A 19,173-nucleotide genomic window follows, 5' to 3' on the forward strand; every position below is an offset into this window, starting at 1 on the left:
TAGTCATCATTTTGTATTTCCTCCACATTATCCCCCAGAAGATAAGCTTCGAGGTCCTCTTTGCGAAAGTAGATTTTCTTTTGCCCCTTCTTTTTGTAGGCCTTCAATTTGCCGTGGTGTTTGAGTTGGTAGAGATAGTCCGGATCCAGGTTGAGGAACAGCGCGGCCTCTTCCTTGGAATAGATCTTCTTGGTTCCGAGGGCGAGCATCTGTAGCGCCTTGGAGGTAAACTCTTTTTGCGAGTTTACCAAGGTGGAAATTTGGCTTTCTAGCGCAGCTAGTCTTTCTTGGTCTTTCATTTCGTTGAATTTTGTTGAGGCCAAGATATTTCCCAAAGAAATAGCCGCCTAAAAGCGACTTAAAAAGTTTTTTGTAAAATAAAACAACCTAAAGAAATGTGCATTTCGCAGGAGGTTTTGTTTTATAATATATTATGAAATTTAATTTTTAAAACGATAAAAAATCGCATTTAAATAATTGATTTACAATAAAATGATTCATCTAAAATTTTTATCTGACAAATTGAAAATACCCATATTTTTTACTAAAAAAGACATCAAGAAAGATATTTCGACAAATTTTTAGAATTTATGGGCTGGTTTTCTAGTTCTCCCTTCCGTGTCAGGGCGGAAGCTGTTTCGTTTATGATTTTGGCAGTCTCCGCCTGAGAATATTTTTCTGCCTTGCATTTTTCAATCAGGTCGGTATATCGGGAGAAGAAGTCAAGGATAGGTTGAATACTCACGCCGTTTCGTGCAATTTTTGTAAAAACAATCTTGCCATTCTTTCTTTTTCTTAGCAGAAAATCCTCTAGCGGCTGTCTAGATTCCTCACTTATAAAATACTCCGTCATAAGGTTAGATATATTCAAATGTGTCGTGTTCCTAAACTCAAATGGAAAGTCCGAAGTTTTCAGCAATCGGTTATTTTCGTCAGCCAATAAATGAATCTCGGTGCTGATATCCTTATGAATCTGTATCTCTCCTGCTAGGCTTTCCTTAGTATGCTGAATTTCTTTTTTCAATTCGGCAGCATGATGGGTAACCGTATCGGCAGCATTTTGCTTCTCCAAGAAAACAAAGCGTTCGTCATATCTCTTCCTTTGAAATTCTCGAAACGCTTTCAGAGGTTTTCCGGGGTGATCCATTTTTGCCTCAAGCAATACCAAAATAATGATCTGTATAACGATATAGAAAAAGACTTCAACAAAGTCCGGCTCCACCTCCCGTATCTGCCTCAGTATCTTTACGCCCCAGAAGAATGAAAGTACAACGGATATCGCCACGCCCGACACCACTATTAAAAAACGGTCTGTGTTCCAACTGTTATACCAACTGGCTTTCTCTGAACGATAATAATTGATGACAAATGGGCTTACAGCGAACCAGATCCGCCCAAGAAGAAAGCTCGGAATGAGTATTGTGAAAATTAGTATCGTGGTATAAGCGACAAGATAAATACTATCCATTTAGTTTCTATACAAAATAACAGCACTAATATAGCAATAAAATAAATTTAAAATGTTCGTCAAATGTTCGTCAAAAATAAAAAAAGACACTTACAAAATTTCGTAAGTGTCTGATTTTTAGAGTGGCCCAGCTTGGGCTCGAACCAAGGACTTGCTGATTATGAGTCAGCTACTCTAACCAACTGAGTTACAAGGCCAAAAACTTCGGAAACGAATTCCCCGCGTTTTTACGAGGTGCAAAAATAAACTTTTTTCTATAGAATCAAAAATTTTCACAACTTTTCTTGACATAATTCTACCAAAACACCATTTGTAGATTTTGGATGCAAAAAAACCACCAGCTTATTATCCGCACCATCTTTTGGTTCCTCGGAGATGAATTGGAAGCCTTCTCTTTTTAATCTTTCAATCTCATCGAAAATATTATCCACCCCAAATGCTATATGATGAATCCCTTCGCCTTTTTTATCAATAAATTTTGCAATAGGACTATCGGGATTGGTCGCTTCCAAAAGTTCTATTTTGCTATCTCCTAACTCATAAAAAGAAGTGGTAACCCCTTCCCTTTCTACCGATTCTTTTTTGTAATTTTCTTTTCCTAAAAGCCGAGCAAAAAGATGATCAGAAGTTTCGAGGGATTTTACAGCGATGCCGAGATGTTCTATTTTCATATTAAAGAATAATGATATTATTTAATGTATTTAGCAAAAAACCTTACAAATATTGCAGATCAGGTCTTCATACATGGGTTTTTAATTCAAACAAAAATAGTAAATTTGCACCATGAACGAAAGCAACAGACAAAGAAAAGTAGCACAAATCATACAGGAAGATTTCGCAGAATTTTTCCGCAAGCAGGCATCAGAAAGCAAACAAACGTTTCTGGTAACGGTATCGGATGTAAAAATAACTCCGGATTTAAGCATTGCGAAAATTTATTTAAGCATTTTCCCGCAAGAATTCCGAACTCAGATTATGAAGGAAATTAATGAAAATAAGGCGCAATACCGAAATTTCATGGGTCAAAAAATGGGAAAACAGGTAAGAATTATCCCGGAAATCAATTTTTATCTGGATACCACACTGGATGATGTAGAAAAAATTGAAAAAGAATTGAGAGGCGAAGGCGATAATCCTATACTTTAATCAAAATATTTTCCGATAAAATTTCCTGTTTTGAAAAACACTGCATTCTACATCGCAACCCGGTACCTGCTTGCCAAAAAAGGAAGTACTGCAGTTACCTTTATCACTTGGCTTGCTGCTTTGGCGATGATGGTTGCGGTGACGGCGATGTTTATCATTATTTCGGTTTTTTCGGGACTCGAGGATCTCAACCAGGATCTTATCGCTAATCTTCATGCAGATCTTACCGTAAAAAGTAAACAAGGAAAAACAATTCCTGACATTGATAAAGTCACGAAAATTCTTCAGAGCGAAAAAGAAATTCAGCATTTCTCTAAAGTCATTGAAGAAAAAGTATACATCAATTTCCGGGAAAATGGCGACATTGCGAATTTGAGAGGGGTAGATTCGGCTTATATCTTGGTAAATCCCATTCATAAAAATATTTTCTACGGTAGCTATCCGAGTTTCAAATATTCCAATGAAGTTCTCATTGAAAATAAACTCGATAACCGACTTGCCATTCCGATCGGTGAAGGCTCCGAATTCGCAACTTTAATGATGCCCAAACCGGGAACCGGCCTTATCAGCAAAGAAGAAGATATTTTCAATAAAAGAGAGATTTTTCCATCGGGAGTTTTCCCAGGAAATGATCAGCTCGACAATATGATTATCTCACCGATCGAACTTACTTGGGAATTGCTGGATTTGCCAAAAAAATCCGCCTACCAAATTGTGATTAAACTTAATAATCCGGAAAACGCAGATTTGGTAAAGCAAAATCTTCAAAAATTATTAGGAAACCAATACGATCTGAAAACAAAAGCTGAAGAAAATGCTGCTTTCTGGAAGATGATCAATACTGAGAAACTGTTTATTTATCTGATTTTCGCGCTGGTAATTTTCATTACGACATTCAATTTGGCTGGTGCGATTATCATTCTTCAACTTGACAAAAAGGAACAGGCAAAATCGCTGATTTCTTTGGGAATGAATTTGAAATCATTAAGAAACATTTACTTTTATACCGGAGTTTTAATCGTGTTATTCGGTATTTTTAGCGGTTTAATCATCGGCACAGCGGTGAGTTATCTTCAAATTAGCACCGGATTTTTCAAGGCAGGAGCCAACACCGATTTGGCTTTCCCGGTTCGGATAAAATTCATCAATTACCTTATTGTAAGCGGAACTGCTGCATTGTTTGGTTTCGGAATTTCGTGGTTTTTCTCGAAAATAAACCGTTCTTATTTTTCTAATAATTAAGAATTTTTGCGTCGGTTTCTTTTATCTGACTTCTTTAATTTTTAGTATAAACTAAAGATAGATTCCATTTCATAATTCAATTTGCCTTTACCAATAGTCTTTAAAAAGGATTAAATTAAATAATTATGAATTCCTTATAAATAGAATCTAAAGATTTGTTTTTTTCCTAACTTTGCCCTCCAATTTTATTTATAATTTAATGAAAAAATTTACTACCCTTTTGCTTGGCACCATGTTTTCGCTAACATTAGCACAAGCTCCTGCCACTTACTACAATGGCACCGAAGGACTAACCGGAGCAGCATTGAAAACAAAGCTCAGCTCCATCATCACTGCAGGTCATAAAGACAACGGCTATGACGGTCTTTACACAGGATATGTAACCACTGACACTGATCATTATTATGAAAACGACGGTTCCGTTCTCGATATGTACTCGGAAAATCCAACCGGCACAGATCCTTATACGTACCGACATGGTATTAAAAAATGTGGAAATTACAGTGTAGAAGGTGATTGCTACAACAGGGAACACGTAGTGCCGCAAAGTTTTTTCAATTCTAAAGCGCCGATGGTTTCGGATATTCATTTTATTCGCCCAACCGATGGTAAAGTAAACGGAATGAGAAGCAACTATCCTTTCGGAACTGTTTCAAACCCTTCCTTTACTTCAAAAAACGGAACTAAAGTTGGTCCAAACACCGCCGCGGGATATTCAGGTACTGTTTGCGAACCGATTGATGAATTCAAAGGCGATATCGCGAGAATGATTTTCTATTTCGTAACCAGGTATGAAAGCCAACTTGCTGGTTTTTCTACAGGCGGAATGTTAGGAGGATCTCCTTATCCGGGCCTTCAAGCTTGGGAAAGAGATATTCTTATGACATGGTCCGCTCAGGATCCGGTTTCTCCATCTGAAATTGAGAGAAACAATGCATCTTTTACCTTCCAAAAAAACAGAAATCCTTTTATCGATCATCCGGAATGGGTACAGCAAATTTGGGGAACACAGGTTGTAGATACCCAAGCTCCAACTACACCAACGAATTTGCAAGTTGTTTCTACTTCAACAAATTCTGCTAACTTAGCTTGGACTGCTTCTACCGATAACATCGCAGTAGCACATTACAAAATTTACTCAAACGGAAATTTCCATAGCAACGCAAGTACCAACTCAGCAACCGTTTCCGGACTGAACCAAGGAACAACTTATAATTTCTATGTGATTGCTGCTGATGCTGCAGGAAATCTATCCACTCAAAGTAACACTGCTTCAGGCACCACTTTAATTGATACGCAAGCGCCTACAGCTCCTACTAATTTAGCAGTAACTTCAGTAGGAACCAACAACATCTCGGTACAATGGACTGCTTCAACCGACAATATCGGTGTGACTGCTTATGATATTTATGTAAATGGAGATTTGATGGGATCTACATCAGCGACTTCAGCGAATATCGCGAACTTAAATCCTTTGACAACATACACTATTTATGTAGTGGCAAAAGACGGCGGAAATAATGTGTCGCCACAAAGTAATTCTGTAACTGCAACCACCACTGCAGTTGGAACAAATTGTGGAGATGAAAACTTCGACAGTATTCCTACGAGTGCTTCCACCTACTCTACCTATAACTGGACCAGCAATGGAGTTTCTTGGACTTCAGAAGATTCCAGAACCGACCAAACCATCAACGGAAAAGCAATTACAATCCGAAACGGATTCCTTACCGCATTGTCTGTACCAAACGGAATTGGTGATTTAACTGTGACTACTCAGTTGAAATTCAGCGGATCTGCAGGGACTTTAAAAGTATTGGTCAATGGTCAAGATACCGGAAAAACCATTCCTTATAGCTCCACCGCAACTACCACTACCGTAACCGGAATCAACGTAGCGGGAACTGTAGAAATCACCCTTCAAAACAGCAGCACTTCCAACAGAGTTGCGATTGATGACATGAAATGGACTTGCTACACTTTGGCAGCTGTAAACGAAAACGGAATCAACAAAAATGCTATTTCCATCTATCCTAATCCGGTAAAAAATGGTGAATTAAATGTTTCCGGTAAAAATTTAAATACCATTGAAACCGCACAAATCTTTGATTTCACCGGGAAAATAGTTCAGTCGATCAATCAGCCATTCAAAATTTCGAGCAAAATTACGTTGAAGAATTTACCGAAAGGCGTTTATATTCTGAAAGCTGCGAACAATAGCGCGAAATTCATTGTGGAATAATCGTAGATTTCAATTATAATTCATTCAAAGACTGGTTTTTTTACCAGTCTTTTTTTATTTTTGAAGAATGGAACAAGTAAAATTAGGAATCATCGGGAAAAACATTTCGTATTCCTTTTCTAAAAAATATTTTGAAGACAAATTTCAGCGGTTGATGCTGAAAAATTACGCTTACGACGTTTACGATTTACAAGACCTTTCCGGAATTGAAAACCTTCTCGAAACTCCTGATCTATTAGGATTGAACGTTACGATTCCTTATAAAGAGAAAATCATTCCCTATCTCGATGAGCTTAGCGACGAAGCCCAAAAAACAGGTGCCGTAAATTGTATTTTAATCAAAAACGGCATTAAAAAAGGTTTTAATACCGATGTTTATGGCTTCGAAAAAACATTGTTGCTTCACCGAAAAGCATCACATGATTCCGCGATTATTTTGGGAAATGGCGGCGCCGCAAAAGCCGTTCAATATGTTTTAGAACAACACCAGATTCCTTACATAACCGTTTCCAGAACTACCGAATTGAATTACGAAAACCTCAGTTCCGAAATCGTTGCAAAACATCCTTTGATTATCCAATGTACGCCGGTGGGAACTTTCCCGAATGTGGATGATTGTTTGAAATTTCCTTTCGAAGGAATCACGGAAAATCATTTAATTATTGATCTGATTTACAATCCCAATTACACCAATTTCATCAAAAAAGCGGCAGAAAAAGGCGCAAAAACCGCCAATGGGTTCTACATGCTTGAGCAACAGGCAGAAAAAAACTGGGAAATTTGGAACTTTCGATAAAAATAAGTTAATTTAGTGCTTTAGTTACCAATATTATTGCTGATAAAGAATTTTTGCCCTTTTTAATACTAATAAAACGTTCGCTATGATTACAGAAGATTCAATCTCTGACAACAATGAGAAAAAACCCATCACCGAAGAGGTTTCCATCGAAAAAAACACAGAAACTCCAGCTGAAAACACGGTAGAAGTTACTGAAGAAAATCCGGAAACATCGGCGGAAGCCTTACAGGAAACTCCTGAACATCAAGCAGATGTAGACACCCAAAAATCGGTAGAAATTTCTCAGGAAAAAGTGCTTTCTGAAATTGATCCTGAAAAAGCTGACCATGGCGAACCGCACGATTTGCATCAAGAAGATGAATTGGAAAATGTAGCTCATCTGACTTTGCCAGAAGTTCTAAAAGAGATGGAAACTCTCATCAATAAAGAAAATGCGGGTGCTTATTTCAGAAAATTCAATCAATTGAAAGAGCAAGCGAACCATTTCATACACGATGAAACAGAAGACCAAAAAAGCGAGTTTGTTTCAGCAGGAAATCCGGAAGAAAACTTCAGTTTTCATCACCCGCTGCAGTCAAAATTATCAAGTTTAATCCATATTTTCCGTGAAAAGAATGATGAATTCGCAAAATTGCAAGAGGAAAATCATTCTAAAAATCTTGAAGAAAGGCAAAATATCATTGAACAACTCAAAAATCTTTATACCAACACCGAAGCCGGAACCAATCTTTTCAAAGCAATTCGCGAGATCAAAGAGGCTTGGAAAAATGCCGGTCAGGTTGCAAAGTCAGAATTCAAATTGCTTAACAATAATTATTTCCATCATTTGAATCAGTTTTATCAAATGCTGGACATGAACAAAGAGTACATGGAGCAGGAATATGCTCATAATTTAGAGAAAAGATTACACATCATCGAAAGAGCGAAAGAACTGGAAAAAGAACCTGCAGTACAAAAAGCACTGAACGAGCTTCAATATTTGCACAAACTTTGGAAAGAAGAAGCAGAACCGGTTGCAGAGGAATTCAGGGAAAAAACTTGGGAAGAATTCAAGGGACTCTCGAATAAAATTCATGAAAGAAAATCTGAACTTTCCGCACAAATCGATCACCAGCAACAAGATAACCTTGAGAAGAAAAATAAAATCATCGATGAAATCATAAAAATCAGTAATCCTGAGAAAGAACCTAATCACAATTACTGGCAAAATGCCATCAAAAAAATCGAGGATTTAAGAACCGAATTCCTGAAATTAGGAAGCGTTCCAAGGAAAGAATCCAACCAAAACTGGAATGATTTTAAGGTAAACCTTAGAAATTTCAACACCAAGAAAAACGAATTTTATAAAGGCCTAAAAAATAACCAACAAACCAACCTCGAAGAAAAACTGAAACTGATCCAAACAGCCAAGGACAATAGCCTTTCTGAAGATTGGGAAATTACCGTTCCACTTTTCAAAAAACTGCAAGAGGACTGGAAAAAAATCGGACACGTTCCGAGGAGCATGACCAACAAAGTTTGGGACGAATTCCGTGAAGCGTGCAATACATTTTTCAACAATTATCGTGAGAAAAACAACGCCGTAAGCGACAACTGGAAAGAAAATTTCAAGAACAAAAAACAACTTCTCGATCAACTGAAAGAAATTACCGATCAGGAAGGAAGTATTGAAAAAATTGAAGCAATCAAAACCAGTTGGAATAATATCGGAAAGGTTCCTCGTGAGAAAATCGGCATCAATACAGAATTCAACAAAACGCTTAGAGAAAAACTGAAACTCAACAAAATCTTCGAATTTGATTTGAAAGAAGAAGGACTTTCTGAAAATCAACTGACCGATAAAGCCAGAAAAATCAAAAACCAAATTGCGGATTTGGAAGCTGAAATCGTGAAGATGGAAAACAACTTAAGTTTCTTCAGCAATTCGAATCGAGAAAATCCTTTATTGAAAGATACTTTCGAAAAAATAGACGAGAAAAAAGCTCAATTAGAAGCGATGAAACTGAGTTTACACAAAATCGTGTCCGGAGAAAATCAATAAATCGTATCATGATTAAGAATTTATTTTTAATGTTGTTGATTGGATCTTTGAGTTTCGTGAAAGCTCAAGAATCTGCCCAGAGTATTTTGTCGATAGCCAATCCTATTGAATTTGACGGAACTGAATTTTTCCTGAATCAATCGAAACAACGCTCGAAAACACTCTTCCAGGAACAATACATTCCAAAAGATGAGAACATTGAAAATTTCAACCAATTGATCGATTTTTCTTTTTTCAATAAAGAAATCGATATGGAACTTGCGGTTCGACAAAAAGTGGAAATGGTGCAAAATCGCCGAGAAAAAGATAAATTTTCCCACGTCAATGTAACCGAAAGTCCAGATGGTGGGGAATACATTGTTGATTATTTCATCTCGGAAAGCCCTGCAAATGGTGATTCCTATGTGGAATACAACATTTACCGGTTCAAGCAATCTGAAATTGGAGGTCAAAAAACTTTTTTAATGATTTCTTATGCAAAACGAATCTATGGGGATTTGAAATCTGCAGCAAAATCATTGGCCAAACAACGGGATCACTTGATGACTACGATGATTGAATATCAAATTCCTGAAATAAAAGTTGCTCAAGCTTCTTCCGGAAATTAATTTTTACAAAAAAATAACTACAAAACACCCGGCAAAAGTTGGGTGTTTTTCATTAAAACAAATTTTATTTCATCCAAAATGACCGACGAAATTTACATCAAACGCTGTATCGAACTTGCCCAAAAAGCTAGCGGAAAAACCTATCCAAATCCTTTGGTAGGAAGCGTGATTGTGTATAACGGGGAAATTATTGGTGAAGGTTATCACAAAAAGGCCGGAGAACCTCACGCGGAAATCAATGCGATTAATTCCGTGAAAAACCCGGAATTATTGAAGGATTCTACAATTTATGTTAGTTTGGAACCTTGTTCTCATTTCGGAAAAACTCCACCGTGCGCCAATAAAATTATTGAAATTGGATTTAAAAAAGTGGTGATCGGAACTTTGGATTCTCATGAAAAAGTAAATGGAAAAGGAAAAAAATTAATTGAAGACGCAGAAATAGAAGTCGTTTCAGGAATTTTGGAGAAAGAATGCCAAGAACTTAACAAAAGATTTTTCACATTTCATCAGAAAAAAAGACCATTTATCCTTTTAAAATGGGCAGAATCGGGAGACCGATTTTTGGATCAAAATTTTAAACCAACTCAAATCGGAAATTCATTAACCAAGCAATTTGTTCATCAAATAAGAAGTGAAGAACACGCAATTTTGGTCGGAACCAACACCGCTTTGAACGACAATCCTTCGCTGACAACGCGCGAATTATCCGGAAGAAATCCTGTGAGAATTTTGATTGATTTCGATTTGAAAGTTCCTGAAAATTTTAATATTTATAATGAAGAAGCACCCACTTTGGTTTTAAATTCCATAAAAAATTCGGTGGAAGGAACCGTACAATTCATCAAAATAGAAAAAGAAAATTTCATTGAAAATTTAATGAAAACCCTTTACGAGCAACAAATACAATCGGTTCTTGTTGAAGGTGGAAAATTTACTTTACAACAATTTATCGATGCCGGAATTTGGGACGAAGCCATCATCATCAAAAATGAAAATCTTGTTTTAGAAAACGGAACGAAAGCTCCGAATTTCCATGCTGAAAGTTATAAAACTGAAAATTTCAGAAATAATACCGTGAAATTTTACAAAAATCATTAATCCTTGGAATTCTCATTCAACACGATAAAATCTGCAATAGAAAACGTTCTTTTGAAAGAAAAAGGAAGTAAGTTTTTGAGTTTTGCATTTCCATTAAATGATGAAAATGACATCAAAAAATACTTATATAAAATTCGCGAAGAACATCCGAAAGCAACACACCATTGCTACGCTTTTCGCTATGGCATAAATGGTGAAAATTATCGCGCTAATGACGATGGAGAACCTTCTGGAAGTGCAGGTTTACCGATATACAATCAATTGTTGGCGCATGAAATCACGAACGTGTTGGTGATTGTAGTTCGGTATTACGGTGGAACAAAATTGGGAGTTTCCGGTTTGGTGAAAACATATAAAGAATCCGCAAAATTGGCTTTGGACGAAGCGGAAATCATTACAAAAGAATTGGAATCCGATCTTGAAATACATTTTGAATTTCATCAACAAAACCAAATTTTCACTTTGCTGAATAAATTCGATGGAAAAATAATGGACTTTTTGACCGATGAAAAATGCACCATTAAAGCCAGAATTAAAACTTCATTAAAAGAAAACATCTCGGAACAATTGTCCGAGATGCAACATATTTCTTTTGAGTTTTTATAAAGCTTAATCCCTTCTTCCCATCAGCATCGAAGCCCAATAAAGCAACTGCGCCAATGATCCTAGAGCTGCCACCAAATAAGTTCTGGCTGCCCATTTCAGAGCGTCTTGAACGCCAACATATTCTTCTGGAGTTACGGTTCCGGTTTGTTTTAACCATTTCATCGCCCTGTTGCTCGCGTCGTATTCCACCGGCAAAGTAACGAAGGCAAACAAAGTGGTTACCGCAAACATCAAGACTCCAATTGCCAAAACAGTAGTGTTTCCGTTCGGATTGTCGATGGTTCTTGTCGCAGCCATCAAACCAATACCAGCAATGAGTACAAACTGCATTAAATTAGAACTGATATTCACAATCGGAACCAATTTGGACCTCAATTGCAACATGGAATAACCAACTGCATGTTGCACTGCGTGTCCACATTCGTGAGCCGCAACCGCTGCTGCTGCTGCATTTCTTTGCATATAAACTCCTTCGGATAAATTCACGGTTTTATTGGCAGGATTATAGTGATCAGTCAACTGACCAGGAACAGAAATCACTTGAACATCGGTAATCCCATTATCACGCAACATTTTTTCAGCCACTTCTTTTCCGGACATCCCATTTCGGAGGTGCACTTTCGAGTAATGTTCAAATTTAGATTTCAGCCTTGCAGAAACCAACCAACTTACGAGCATTGAAATCCCAATAATTAAATAATAGCCTGTCATTTTATTTTATGTTTTAATAGGTTTTAAAATCGCTTTACTGATGTAAAAAATGTGCCAAAGTTTTGAAATTTATTTTAATCAATTATATTTGTTTATTCAAATCAAAAAGCATGTCTGAAATCTCAGTAATTGAAGTAAAAACATCAAAGGATTTAATGAATTTCATTAAATTTCCAATGGAACTTTACAAAAATAATGAAAATTATGTCCCATCCTTAATTAATGAAGAAAAAAACATTTGGAATCCGTCGGAAAACCCGGCTTTAGGTTATTCTGAGGCGAAACAATTTCTTGCGTACAAAAACGGAAAAATTGTAGGTCGAATAGCCATAATGATTAATCATAAAGAAGAAAAAGAACTGGGTATCAGCAAGGTGCGTTTTGGATGGTTAGATTTTATTGATGATCTTGAAGTTTCGAAAGCACTGATTGACACTGCGATTTCATTTGCCAAAGAGAAAAACATCAACAAGATTGAAGGCCCGATGGGTTTCACCAATCTGGACAAAGCCGGAATGTTAACCATGGGTTTTGACAAATTGGCAACGATGATTGGCTTATATAATTTCGATTATTACCCAAAACATTTAGAAAAATTGGGCTTGGTAAAAGAAAAAGAATGGGTAGAATTTGAAATGAATTTCCCAACAGTTTTGCCGGAACGAGTTGAAAAATTCAGCAGTTTAATTGCACAAAAATACAAGCTTAAAGTAATCGATTTTAAGAATAAAAAAGAAATTCTGCCTTTGGTAGAACCCATGTTTAAGTTGCTGGATCAAACATATAATTCCCTGTCGACCTACACGCCGATTACCGATGAACAGATTAAAACCTACAAAGAAAAATATTTTCCCTACATCGACAAAAATTATGTGATTTGTGTGGAAGATGAGAATCATCAATTGGTTTCTTTTGCCATTACGATGCCTTCCTATTCGCAGGCTTTGCGTAAGTCTAAAGGAAAACTTTGGCCTTTTGGTTGGTGGCATTTTTTGCAAGCGGGCAAAAAAAATGATCGAGCCAATTTTTATCTCATTGGCATTCATCCGGAATATCAGCGACGTGGCGTTACTGCTATTATTTTTAAGGAAATTTTTGTAAGATTTAATAAAATGGGAATTAAATTTGCCGAAACCAACCCGGAGTTAGAGGAAAACAAAAGTGTGCAGGTTTTATGGCAGGATTACAACCCGGTAAATCATAAGCGCAGACGTACCTACTCCATGGAAATTGATTAGTTGAAAACCATAAAAATCATAAAATAAAAAATGAAGAAGCAACTGTATATTTATTTAGCGATGATTATAGCATTCATTGCATATAATCAGTTTTTTCAGGTTCCGGATGAGCGGTTGAATACCTTGATCAACATCCTTTTTGCCAGTTTTTTATTTTTATACATTGGTTATGTAGCTTATCTTGTACTGAAACGTCTTAAGAATTCGGGTAAAAAATAGGTTATTTTTATTGATTCTAAATTAGTGAAAATCTCTTTTTACATCATAATTTCAGGGGTTAAATTTCCTCTTTAAATCTTTATTCGTTAAATTTGCAAATTGAGAAAATAATGTAGACATGAATATACCAGAAAACTATCTTCCGATTCTTATACAGATAGCTGTAGGTTTTGGATTTGTTGTACTTTGTATTTTAGGAACTCACTTTTTAGGACCTAGGCAAAAGGTCTCTTCAGTTAAGAAAAACGAAAGTTTTGAGTGTGGTGTGGAAGTAGAAGGAAATGCTAGAAACCCTTTTTCTGTAAAATATTTTCTTACTGCAATTCTATTTGTACTTTTCGATATCGAAATCGTATTCTTCTATCCGTATGCGGTAAATATCCGTGAATTTGGTATGGAAGGATTTTTTGCTGTACTTACTTTCATTGCAGTATTCTTCGTGGCTTTCATTTATGTATGGAAACGCGGTGCTTTAGACTGGGACAGGTAATCTTGTTTCATTTACTTTAATTAATCTTAAGAAAACAAAAAAAATGTCAGATACTAAACCAATCATTAGAATGGATGCTGAACCACCGGAAGGTTTTGAGGGCGAAGGCTTTTTTGCCACCAAACTCAGCAGCGTGATCGGAATGGCCAGAAAATATTCTCTTTGGCCGTTGCCATTTGCTACTTCTTGTTGCGGTATTGAATTCATGGCCGTACTGAACCCTACTTATGATGCTTCCCGATTCGGGATGGAGAGAAACTCTTTCTCACCAAGACAAGCAGATATGTTGATGGTATGTGGTACAATATCGAAAAAACTAGGTCCTGTATTGAAGCAGGTTTACACCCAAATGGCAGAACCAAAATGGGTAATTGCCGTTGGTGCATGCGCTTCTAGTGGAGGTATTTTCGATACCTACTCTGTTTTGCAAGGTATAGATAAAATAATTCCGGTAGATGTATATGTACCCGGTTGCCCACCAAGACCTGAGCAAATCATCGAAGGAGTAATGCAAGTACAAGCACTTTGCGAAAGCGAAAGCATCCGAAGAAGAGACATGCCAGAATACAAAGAATTACTCGAATCCTACGACATAAACTAATTGGAAATGACAAACGAATTCGTTTTAGAAGCAATTACCAGAGAATTTCCAGAATCGGTGATTTCCCATTCGGAACCTTATGGTTTTCTCACGATTGAAATAAAAAAAGAGGATATCAAAAAAGTAATTCACCACCTTAGAAATTCTTCTTTAGAAATTAATTTCCTCACGGATATTTGTGGTATCCATCATCCTGAAAATTCGGCAAAAGAAATCGGAGTAGTCTATCATCTTCACAATATGATGACCAACTTTAGGATTCGTCTTAAAACATTTATGCCCAAAGAAAACGCCGAGGTAGATTCTTTGACCGATCTATACGCTGGTGCAAACTGGATGGAAAGAGAAACTTATGAATTCTACGGCGTAAAATTTAAAGGTCATCCGGATCTACGGGTAATCCTCAATATGGAAGACATTGGCTATCATCCTATGTTAAAGGAATACCGCCTAGAAGATGATACCAGAACGGATAAAGATGACAAAATGTTCGGAAGATAAAAATGCAACCCGCTTATAGCAGATTAAATTACAAATTCCGCCAAAAGCCAAAAGCAACAAGCAATTATGAAAGACAACGCGCTATCCAATATACTCAGCCAACACGATTCAAAAGAACATATTGATGGGCAGCTCTATACCCTGAATTTGGGACCAACACATCCGGCTACTCACGGTATTTTTCAAAATATCCTTACGATGGACGGAGAAAGAATCCTCCACTCCGAGCAAACCATCGGTTATATCCACCGTGCTTTCGAGAAGATTTCTGAAAGAAGAAACTTCGCCCAAATTACTACCCTGACCGATAGAATGAACTATTGTTCTGCTCCAATTAACAACATTGGGTGGCATCTTACGGTTGAAAAACTCATCGGTTGTGAAGTGCCAAAAAGAGTGGATTATATGAGAGTCATCATGATGGAATTGGCGAGAATTGCCGATCACATGATTTGCAACGGTGTAATCGCAATGGATGCCGGTGCAATTACAGGGCTTACCTATCTCTTCCAAGAAAGAGAAAAAATATACGAAATGTATGAGCAAATCTGTGGGGCAAGAATGACCACAAACATGGGAAGAATCGGAGGTTTCGAAAGAGATTTCAACCCGAAATTCCATGAGCTTTTACAAAATTGGTTAAAGAAATTCCCGAAAATCTGGGGCGAATTCTGTTCATTAAACGAGAGAAACCGAATTTTCATGGACAGAACCATCAAAGCCGGCCCGATCTCAGCAGAAAGAGCACTGAGCTATGGCTTCACAGGGCCTAACCTTCGTGCAACAGGTGTAGATTATGATGTGCGAGTAGCCAGCCCATATTCCTCTTACAACGATTTCGATTTTATTATTCCTGTAGGAACTTCAGGAGATACTTATGACCGATTTATGGTAAGACAGCAAGAGGTTTGGGAATCTTTGAAAATCATCGAACAAGCCTATAAAAATTTACCAGATGGTCCTTTCCATGCGGATGTGCCGAAATTTTACCTTCCAGAAAAAGCAGATGTTTACACCAAGATGGAAGCATTGATCTATCACTTCAAAATCGTGATGGGAGAAACTGATGTTCCTATTGGTGAAGTGTACCACGCTGTAGAAGGTGGAAACGGAGAATTAGGATTTTATCTTGTAAGTGATGGTGGCAGAACCCCATATCGATTACATTTCCGAAGACCTTGTTTCATCTATTATCAAGCTTATCCCGAGATGATCAAAGGGGCAATGATTTCCGATGCCATAGTTACCATGTGTAGCATGAACGTGATTGCGGGCGAGCTGGACGCATAAAAAATGTTGACTTTAGATTATCAATTTTAAAATAATCTAAAGTCTTTAAATGTAAATTAATATCAAAATTGATAGGATTTTTAGAACTACGATTTTCATCTAAAATCTAAAATCTAAAATCTTTAAATATGAGCGAAACTATTGCTTTTAAACCTGAAACCCTAGAGCAGGTTCATAAAATTATCGCAAGATATCCGGAAGGAAAGCAGAAATCTGCCTTAATTCCAATCCTGCATGTTGCACAGAAAGAATTTGGCGGTTGGCTGGATGTTCCGGTGATGGATTATGTTGCTTCGTTGCTAAGCATTAAACCTATTGAAGTGTATGAAGTTGCAACTTTCTATACGATGTTCAATATGAAACCCGTAGGAAAATATGTGTTAGAAGTTTGCCAAACAGGACCTTGTATGTTGAAAGGGAGCGACGATATCTTAAGCCATATCCGCGAAACTTTGAACATCAAAAATGGAGAAACTACAGCAGACGGACTTTTCACCCTGAAACCGGCGGAATGTCTTGGAGCTTGTGGCTACGCACCGATGATGCAGTTGGGCAAGTTTTATCACGAAAATTTAACAAAAGAAAAAGTAGATGAAATCCTCGAACTTTGCAGACAGGGTGCAGTTGCTTTAGACTAATATCGATTATAAAAATGAGTAAAAAACTTTTACTTAAAGACGCACATGTAGAAGGAATCCGCTTCTTCGATGTATATCGCAAACAAGGCGGGTACGAAGCTGTGGAAAAAGCCCTGAAAATGACTCCAGACGAGATCACCGAAGAAGTAAAAACTTCCGGATTGAGAGGTCGTGGAGGCGCTGGTTTCCCGACCGGAATGAAATGGAGTTTCCTTGCAAAACCCGAAGGCGTTCCAAGATATTTGGTAGTGAATGCCGACGAATCTGAGCCGGGGACTTTCAAAGACCGATATTTAATGGAATACATTCCGCATCTTTTGATCGAAGGAATGATTATTTCGTCTTTCGCTTTAGGCGCCAATACATCATATATCTACATCCGTGGTGAATATTCTTGGATTCCCGATATTTTAGAGCAAGCCATCGAAGAAGCCAAAAAAGCAGGATTTTTAGGTAAAAATATTTTAGGAACCGGTTACGATTTAGAAATTTACGTTCATCGTGGTGCTGGAGCATATATTTGCGGAGAAGAAACCGCGCTTTTGGAATCTTTGGAAGGAAAAAGAGGAAATCCTCGTTTGAAACCACCTTTCCCAGCTGTAAAAGGACTTTGGGAATCTCCAACTGTAGTAAACAATGTTGAAACCATCGCTGCTATAGTACCGATTATCAATATCACCGGTGCCGAATATGCAAAAATCGGTGTTGGTCGCTCCACAGGAACAAAATTGATTTCTGCTTGTGGAAACATCAATAAACCAGGTGTTTATGAAATTGACATGACAATCACTGTGGAAGAGTTCATCTATTCTGATGAATATTGCGGCGGAATTCCGAATGGGAAAAAACTGAAAGCATGTATTCCGGGAGGAAGCTCTGTACCGATTGTTCCTGCCAATTTATTATTGAAAACCATCAACGGTGAACCGAGATATATGAATTACGAATCATTATCTGATGGCGGATTCGCTACAGGAACGATGATGGGTTCGGGAGGTTTTATCGTTTTAGATGAAGACCAATGTGTGGTGAAACATACCTTAACTCTTGCGCATTTCTACATGCACGAAAGTTGCGGACAATGTACCCCATGCCGCGAAGGAACCGGCTGGATGTACAGAATCCTAAAGAAAATTGAAAATGGAGAAGGAACCATGGCAGATATCGATTTGCTTTGGGATATCCAAAGAAAAATTGAGGGTAATACCATTTGTCCGCTTGGTGATGCAGCAGCATGGCCGGTTGCAGCAGCAATCCGTCATTTCCGCGACGAGTTCGAATGGCATATCAATAACCCCGAAGCATTAACAAGAAATTATGGATTGGCCAATTATGCAGATCCAATCCCTGCAGCTGCGAAAGCAGAATAAGATGAAGAAGTTCTTTCAAATAATTGCACTCGCATTTTTGGGAATAAATTTGGGATTTGCCCAAGAAACCCTTTCAACCCAGCAAATAGCTGATACCACCTATTTGGGTGTTAAACCCCTTTCAAAAAAAGGTCAAATGTTTGTTTTCTGGGGATGGAACAGAGCGGGATTTACCAATTCTGATATCCGATTCAAAGGAGCGGGTTATGATTTTACTTTAGAAAATGTAGTAGCTCACGATCGACCATCGCCTTTGAGTTTAGATTATGTTAATCCGGGGAGTTTATCGATTCCTCAGTTTAACTTCAGATTGGGTTATTTTATTAAAGATAATTTAGCTTTGGTTATTGCACAAGACCACATGAAATATGTGATGGATCAGGATCAGCTGGCTGATTTCAAAGGCCATATCTCCGATCCGGTTTATGCAGGAATGGTGCAAAACGGACAGGTAAATTTAGCCGACAAGCAGTTTCTCACTTTTGAGCATACCGACGGGCTGAATTACATCAATATCGGTTTGGAAAAATACCAATCGTTATCGAGCAAGAAAAATGTAGATATCGTATGGAGTTACGGTGGCGGAGTTGGAATGATGATGCCAAAAAGTAATGTAAAATTATTCGGAAACGAACGAAGCGACCGTTTCCATGTTGCTGGTTTCGGAGCTGATGCAAGAACCAATATCAACTTCATCTTTTGGAAACACTGGATGGCAAGAGTAGAAGGTAAAGTGGGCTACATCAATATGCCCGACATAAAAACCACGCTAAACAATAAACCTGACAATGCAATGCAGGATTTTATGTTTGCACAAGTGAATTTCGGTATCGGATATACCTTTAACACGAAAAAATAATTA

21 protein-coding genes and 1 tRNA gene are annotated in these 19,173 nt (G+C 37.5%); 17 read left to right on the forward strand and 5 right to left on the reverse strand.

Features of this window, described 5'->3' with window-relative positions; translation table 11 throughout:
* The 4 genes from AP75_RS10915 to mce form a co-directional block, all read right to left on the reverse strand.
* On the reverse strand, nucleotides 1-323 hold a 323-nt coding region (locus AP75_RS10915; protein WP_143755863.1), incomplete at its 3' end, for a helix-turn-helix domain-containing protein.
* 233 nt (nucleotides 324-556) lie between these two features.
* On the reverse strand, nucleotides 557-1,468 hold the full coding sequence (locus AP75_RS10920) for a hypothetical protein (protein WP_031501605.1): 912 nt from the start codon (nucleotides 1,466-1,468) through the stop codon (nucleotides 557-559).
* Between the two features lie 123 nt (nucleotides 1,469-1,591).
* A tRNA-Ile gene (locus AP75_RS10925) sits at nucleotides 1,592-1,665 on the reverse strand.
* 75 nt (nucleotides 1,666-1,740) lie between these two features.
* Entirely contained in the window at nucleotides 1,741-2,139 is a 399-nt protein-coding gene (gene mce, locus AP75_RS10930; RefSeq protein ID WP_031503674.1) for a methylmalonyl-CoA epimerase, read from the reverse strand.
* Nucleotides 2,140-2,251: 112 nt separating this feature from the next.
* Between mce and rbfA the strand changes: the two genes are divergently transcribed.
* From rbfA to AP75_RS10970, 8 genes are all read left to right on the forward strand, one after another.
* On the forward strand, nucleotides 2,252-2,614 hold the full coding sequence (gene rbfA / locus AP75_RS10935; protein WP_088264685.1) for a 30S ribosome-binding factor RbfA: 363 nt from the start codon (nucleotides 2,252-2,254) through the stop codon (nucleotides 2,612-2,614).
* Nucleotides 2,615-2,644: 30 nt separating this feature from the next.
* A complete protein-coding gene (locus tag AP75_RS10940; RefSeq protein ID WP_088264687.1) occupies nucleotides 2,645-3,856 on the forward strand; it encodes an ABC transporter permease in 1,212 nt (403 codons plus the stop codon).
* Nucleotides 3,857-4,055: 199 nt separating this feature from the next.
* The gene (locus tag AP75_RS10945; protein WP_088264689.1) at nucleotides 4,056-6,098 is read left to right on the forward strand and encodes an endonuclease; all 2,043 of its coding nucleotides are present in this window, start codon (nucleotides 4,056-4,058) and stop codon (nucleotides 6,096-6,098) included.
* A 67-nt stretch (nucleotides 6,099-6,165) separates the two neighbouring features.
* Nucleotides 6,166-6,894 carry a shikimate dehydrogenase family protein gene (locus AP75_RS10950; protein ID WP_031502404.1) on the forward strand — a complete coding sequence of 243 codons (729 nt, stop codon included), beginning with the start codon at nucleotides 6,166-6,168 and terminating at the stop codon, nucleotides 6,892-6,894.
* A gap of 85 nt (nucleotides 6,895-6,979) precedes the next feature.
* Nucleotides 6,980-8,938 (forward strand): DUF349 domain-containing protein, encoded by a 1,959-nt coding sequence (locus AP75_RS10955; protein ID WP_088264691.1) that lies wholly within the window; start codon nucleotides 6,980-6,982, stop codon nucleotides 8,936-8,938.
* A gap of 8 nt (nucleotides 8,939-8,946) precedes the next feature.
* Nucleotides 8,947-9,546, forward strand: a complete 600-nt coding sequence (locus AP75_RS10960; protein WP_158212079.1) for a hypothetical protein — start codon at nucleotides 8,947-8,949, stop codon at nucleotides 9,544-9,546.
* A gap of 78 nt (nucleotides 9,547-9,624) precedes the next feature.
* Complete coding sequence (ribD, locus tag AP75_RS10965) at nucleotides 9,625-10,647, forward strand: bifunctional diaminohydroxyphosphoribosylaminopyrimidine deaminase/5-amino-6-(5-phosphoribosylamino)uracil reductase RibD (RefSeq protein WP_031502400.1); 1,023 nt, start codon at nucleotides 9,625-9,627, stop codon at nucleotides 10,645-10,647.
* Nucleotides 10,648-10,650: 3 nt separating this feature from the next.
* Nucleotides 10,651-11,253 carry an IMPACT family protein gene (locus AP75_RS10970; protein WP_031502399.1) on the forward strand — a complete coding sequence of 201 codons (603 nt, stop codon included), beginning with the start codon at nucleotides 10,651-10,653 and terminating at the stop codon, nucleotides 11,251-11,253.
* 3 nt (nucleotides 11,254-11,256) lie between these two features.
* Here AP75_RS10970 and AP75_RS10975 read toward each other — a convergent pair whose 3' ends face one another.
* Nucleotides 11,257-11,964 (reverse strand): zinc metallopeptidase, encoded by a 708-nt coding sequence (locus AP75_RS10975; RefSeq protein ID WP_088264693.1) that lies wholly within the window; start codon nucleotides 11,962-11,964, stop codon nucleotides 11,257-11,259.
* A 110-nt stretch (nucleotides 11,965-12,074) separates the two neighbouring features.
* Here AP75_RS10975 and AP75_RS10980 point away from each other — a divergent pair, with 110 nt between their 5' ends.
* The 9 genes from AP75_RS10980 (at nucleotide 12,075) to AP75_RS11020 (ending at nucleotide 19,170) form a co-directional block, all read left to right on the forward strand.
* Complete coding sequence (locus AP75_RS10980) at nucleotides 12,075-13,202, forward strand: GNAT family N-acetyltransferase (protein WP_031502398.1); 1,128 nt, start codon at nucleotides 12,075-12,077, stop codon at nucleotides 13,200-13,202.
* A 30-nt stretch (nucleotides 13,203-13,232) separates the two neighbouring features.
* Complete coding sequence (locus AP75_RS10985) at nucleotides 13,233-13,421, forward strand: hypothetical protein (RefSeq protein ID WP_088264695.1); 189 nt, start codon at nucleotides 13,233-13,235, stop codon at nucleotides 13,419-13,421.
* A 118-nt stretch (nucleotides 13,422-13,539) separates the two neighbouring features.
* Nucleotides 13,540-13,911 (forward strand): NADH-quinone oxidoreductase subunit A, encoded by a 372-nt coding sequence (locus AP75_RS10990; protein ID WP_031501806.1) that lies wholly within the window; start codon nucleotides 13,540-13,542, stop codon nucleotides 13,909-13,911.
* Between the two features lie 43 nt (nucleotides 13,912-13,954).
* The gene (locus AP75_RS10995) at nucleotides 13,955-14,512 is read left to right on the forward strand and encodes an NADH-quinone oxidoreductase subunit B (RefSeq protein ID WP_088264696.1); all 558 of its coding nucleotides are present in this window, start codon (nucleotides 13,955-13,957) and stop codon (nucleotides 14,510-14,512) included.
* Nucleotides 14,513-14,518: 6 nt separating this feature from the next.
* Nucleotides 14,519-15,013 (forward strand): NADH-quinone oxidoreductase subunit C, encoded by a 495-nt coding sequence (locus AP75_RS11000; protein WP_031501807.1) that lies wholly within the window; start codon nucleotides 14,519-14,521, stop codon nucleotides 15,011-15,013.
* A 66-nt stretch (nucleotides 15,014-15,079) separates the two neighbouring features.
* On the forward strand, nucleotides 15,080-16,303 hold the full coding sequence (locus tag AP75_RS11005; protein ID WP_088264698.1) for an NADH-quinone oxidoreductase subunit D: 1,224 nt from the start codon (nucleotides 15,080-15,082) through the stop codon (nucleotides 16,301-16,303).
* Between the two features lie 128 nt (nucleotides 16,304-16,431).
* The gene (locus AP75_RS11010) at nucleotides 16,432-16,941 is read left to right on the forward strand and encodes an NADH-quinone oxidoreductase subunit NuoE family protein (protein ID WP_031504395.1); all 510 of its coding nucleotides are present in this window, start codon (nucleotides 16,432-16,434) and stop codon (nucleotides 16,939-16,941) included.
* Nucleotides 16,942-16,955: 14 nt separating this feature from the next.
* On the forward strand, nucleotides 16,956-18,311 hold the full coding sequence (gene nuoF / locus AP75_RS11015) for an NADH-quinone oxidoreductase subunit NuoF (protein WP_088264700.1): 1,356 nt from the start codon (nucleotides 16,956-16,958) through the stop codon (nucleotides 18,309-18,311).
* A gap of 1 nt (nucleotide 18,312) precedes the next feature.
* The gene (locus AP75_RS11020; RefSeq protein WP_031504397.1) at nucleotides 18,313-19,170 is read left to right on the forward strand and encodes a hypothetical protein; all 858 of its coding nucleotides are present in this window, start codon (nucleotides 18,313-18,315) and stop codon (nucleotides 19,168-19,170) included.
* Nucleotides 19,171-19,173 lie beyond the last annotated feature (3 nt).

This window comes from Kaistella haifensis DSM 19056 (genome assembly GCF_000735695.2).
In the GTDB taxonomy this organism is placed as follows: Bacteria; Bacteroidota; Bacteroidia; order Flavobacteriales; family Weeksellaceae; genus Kaistella; species Kaistella haifensis.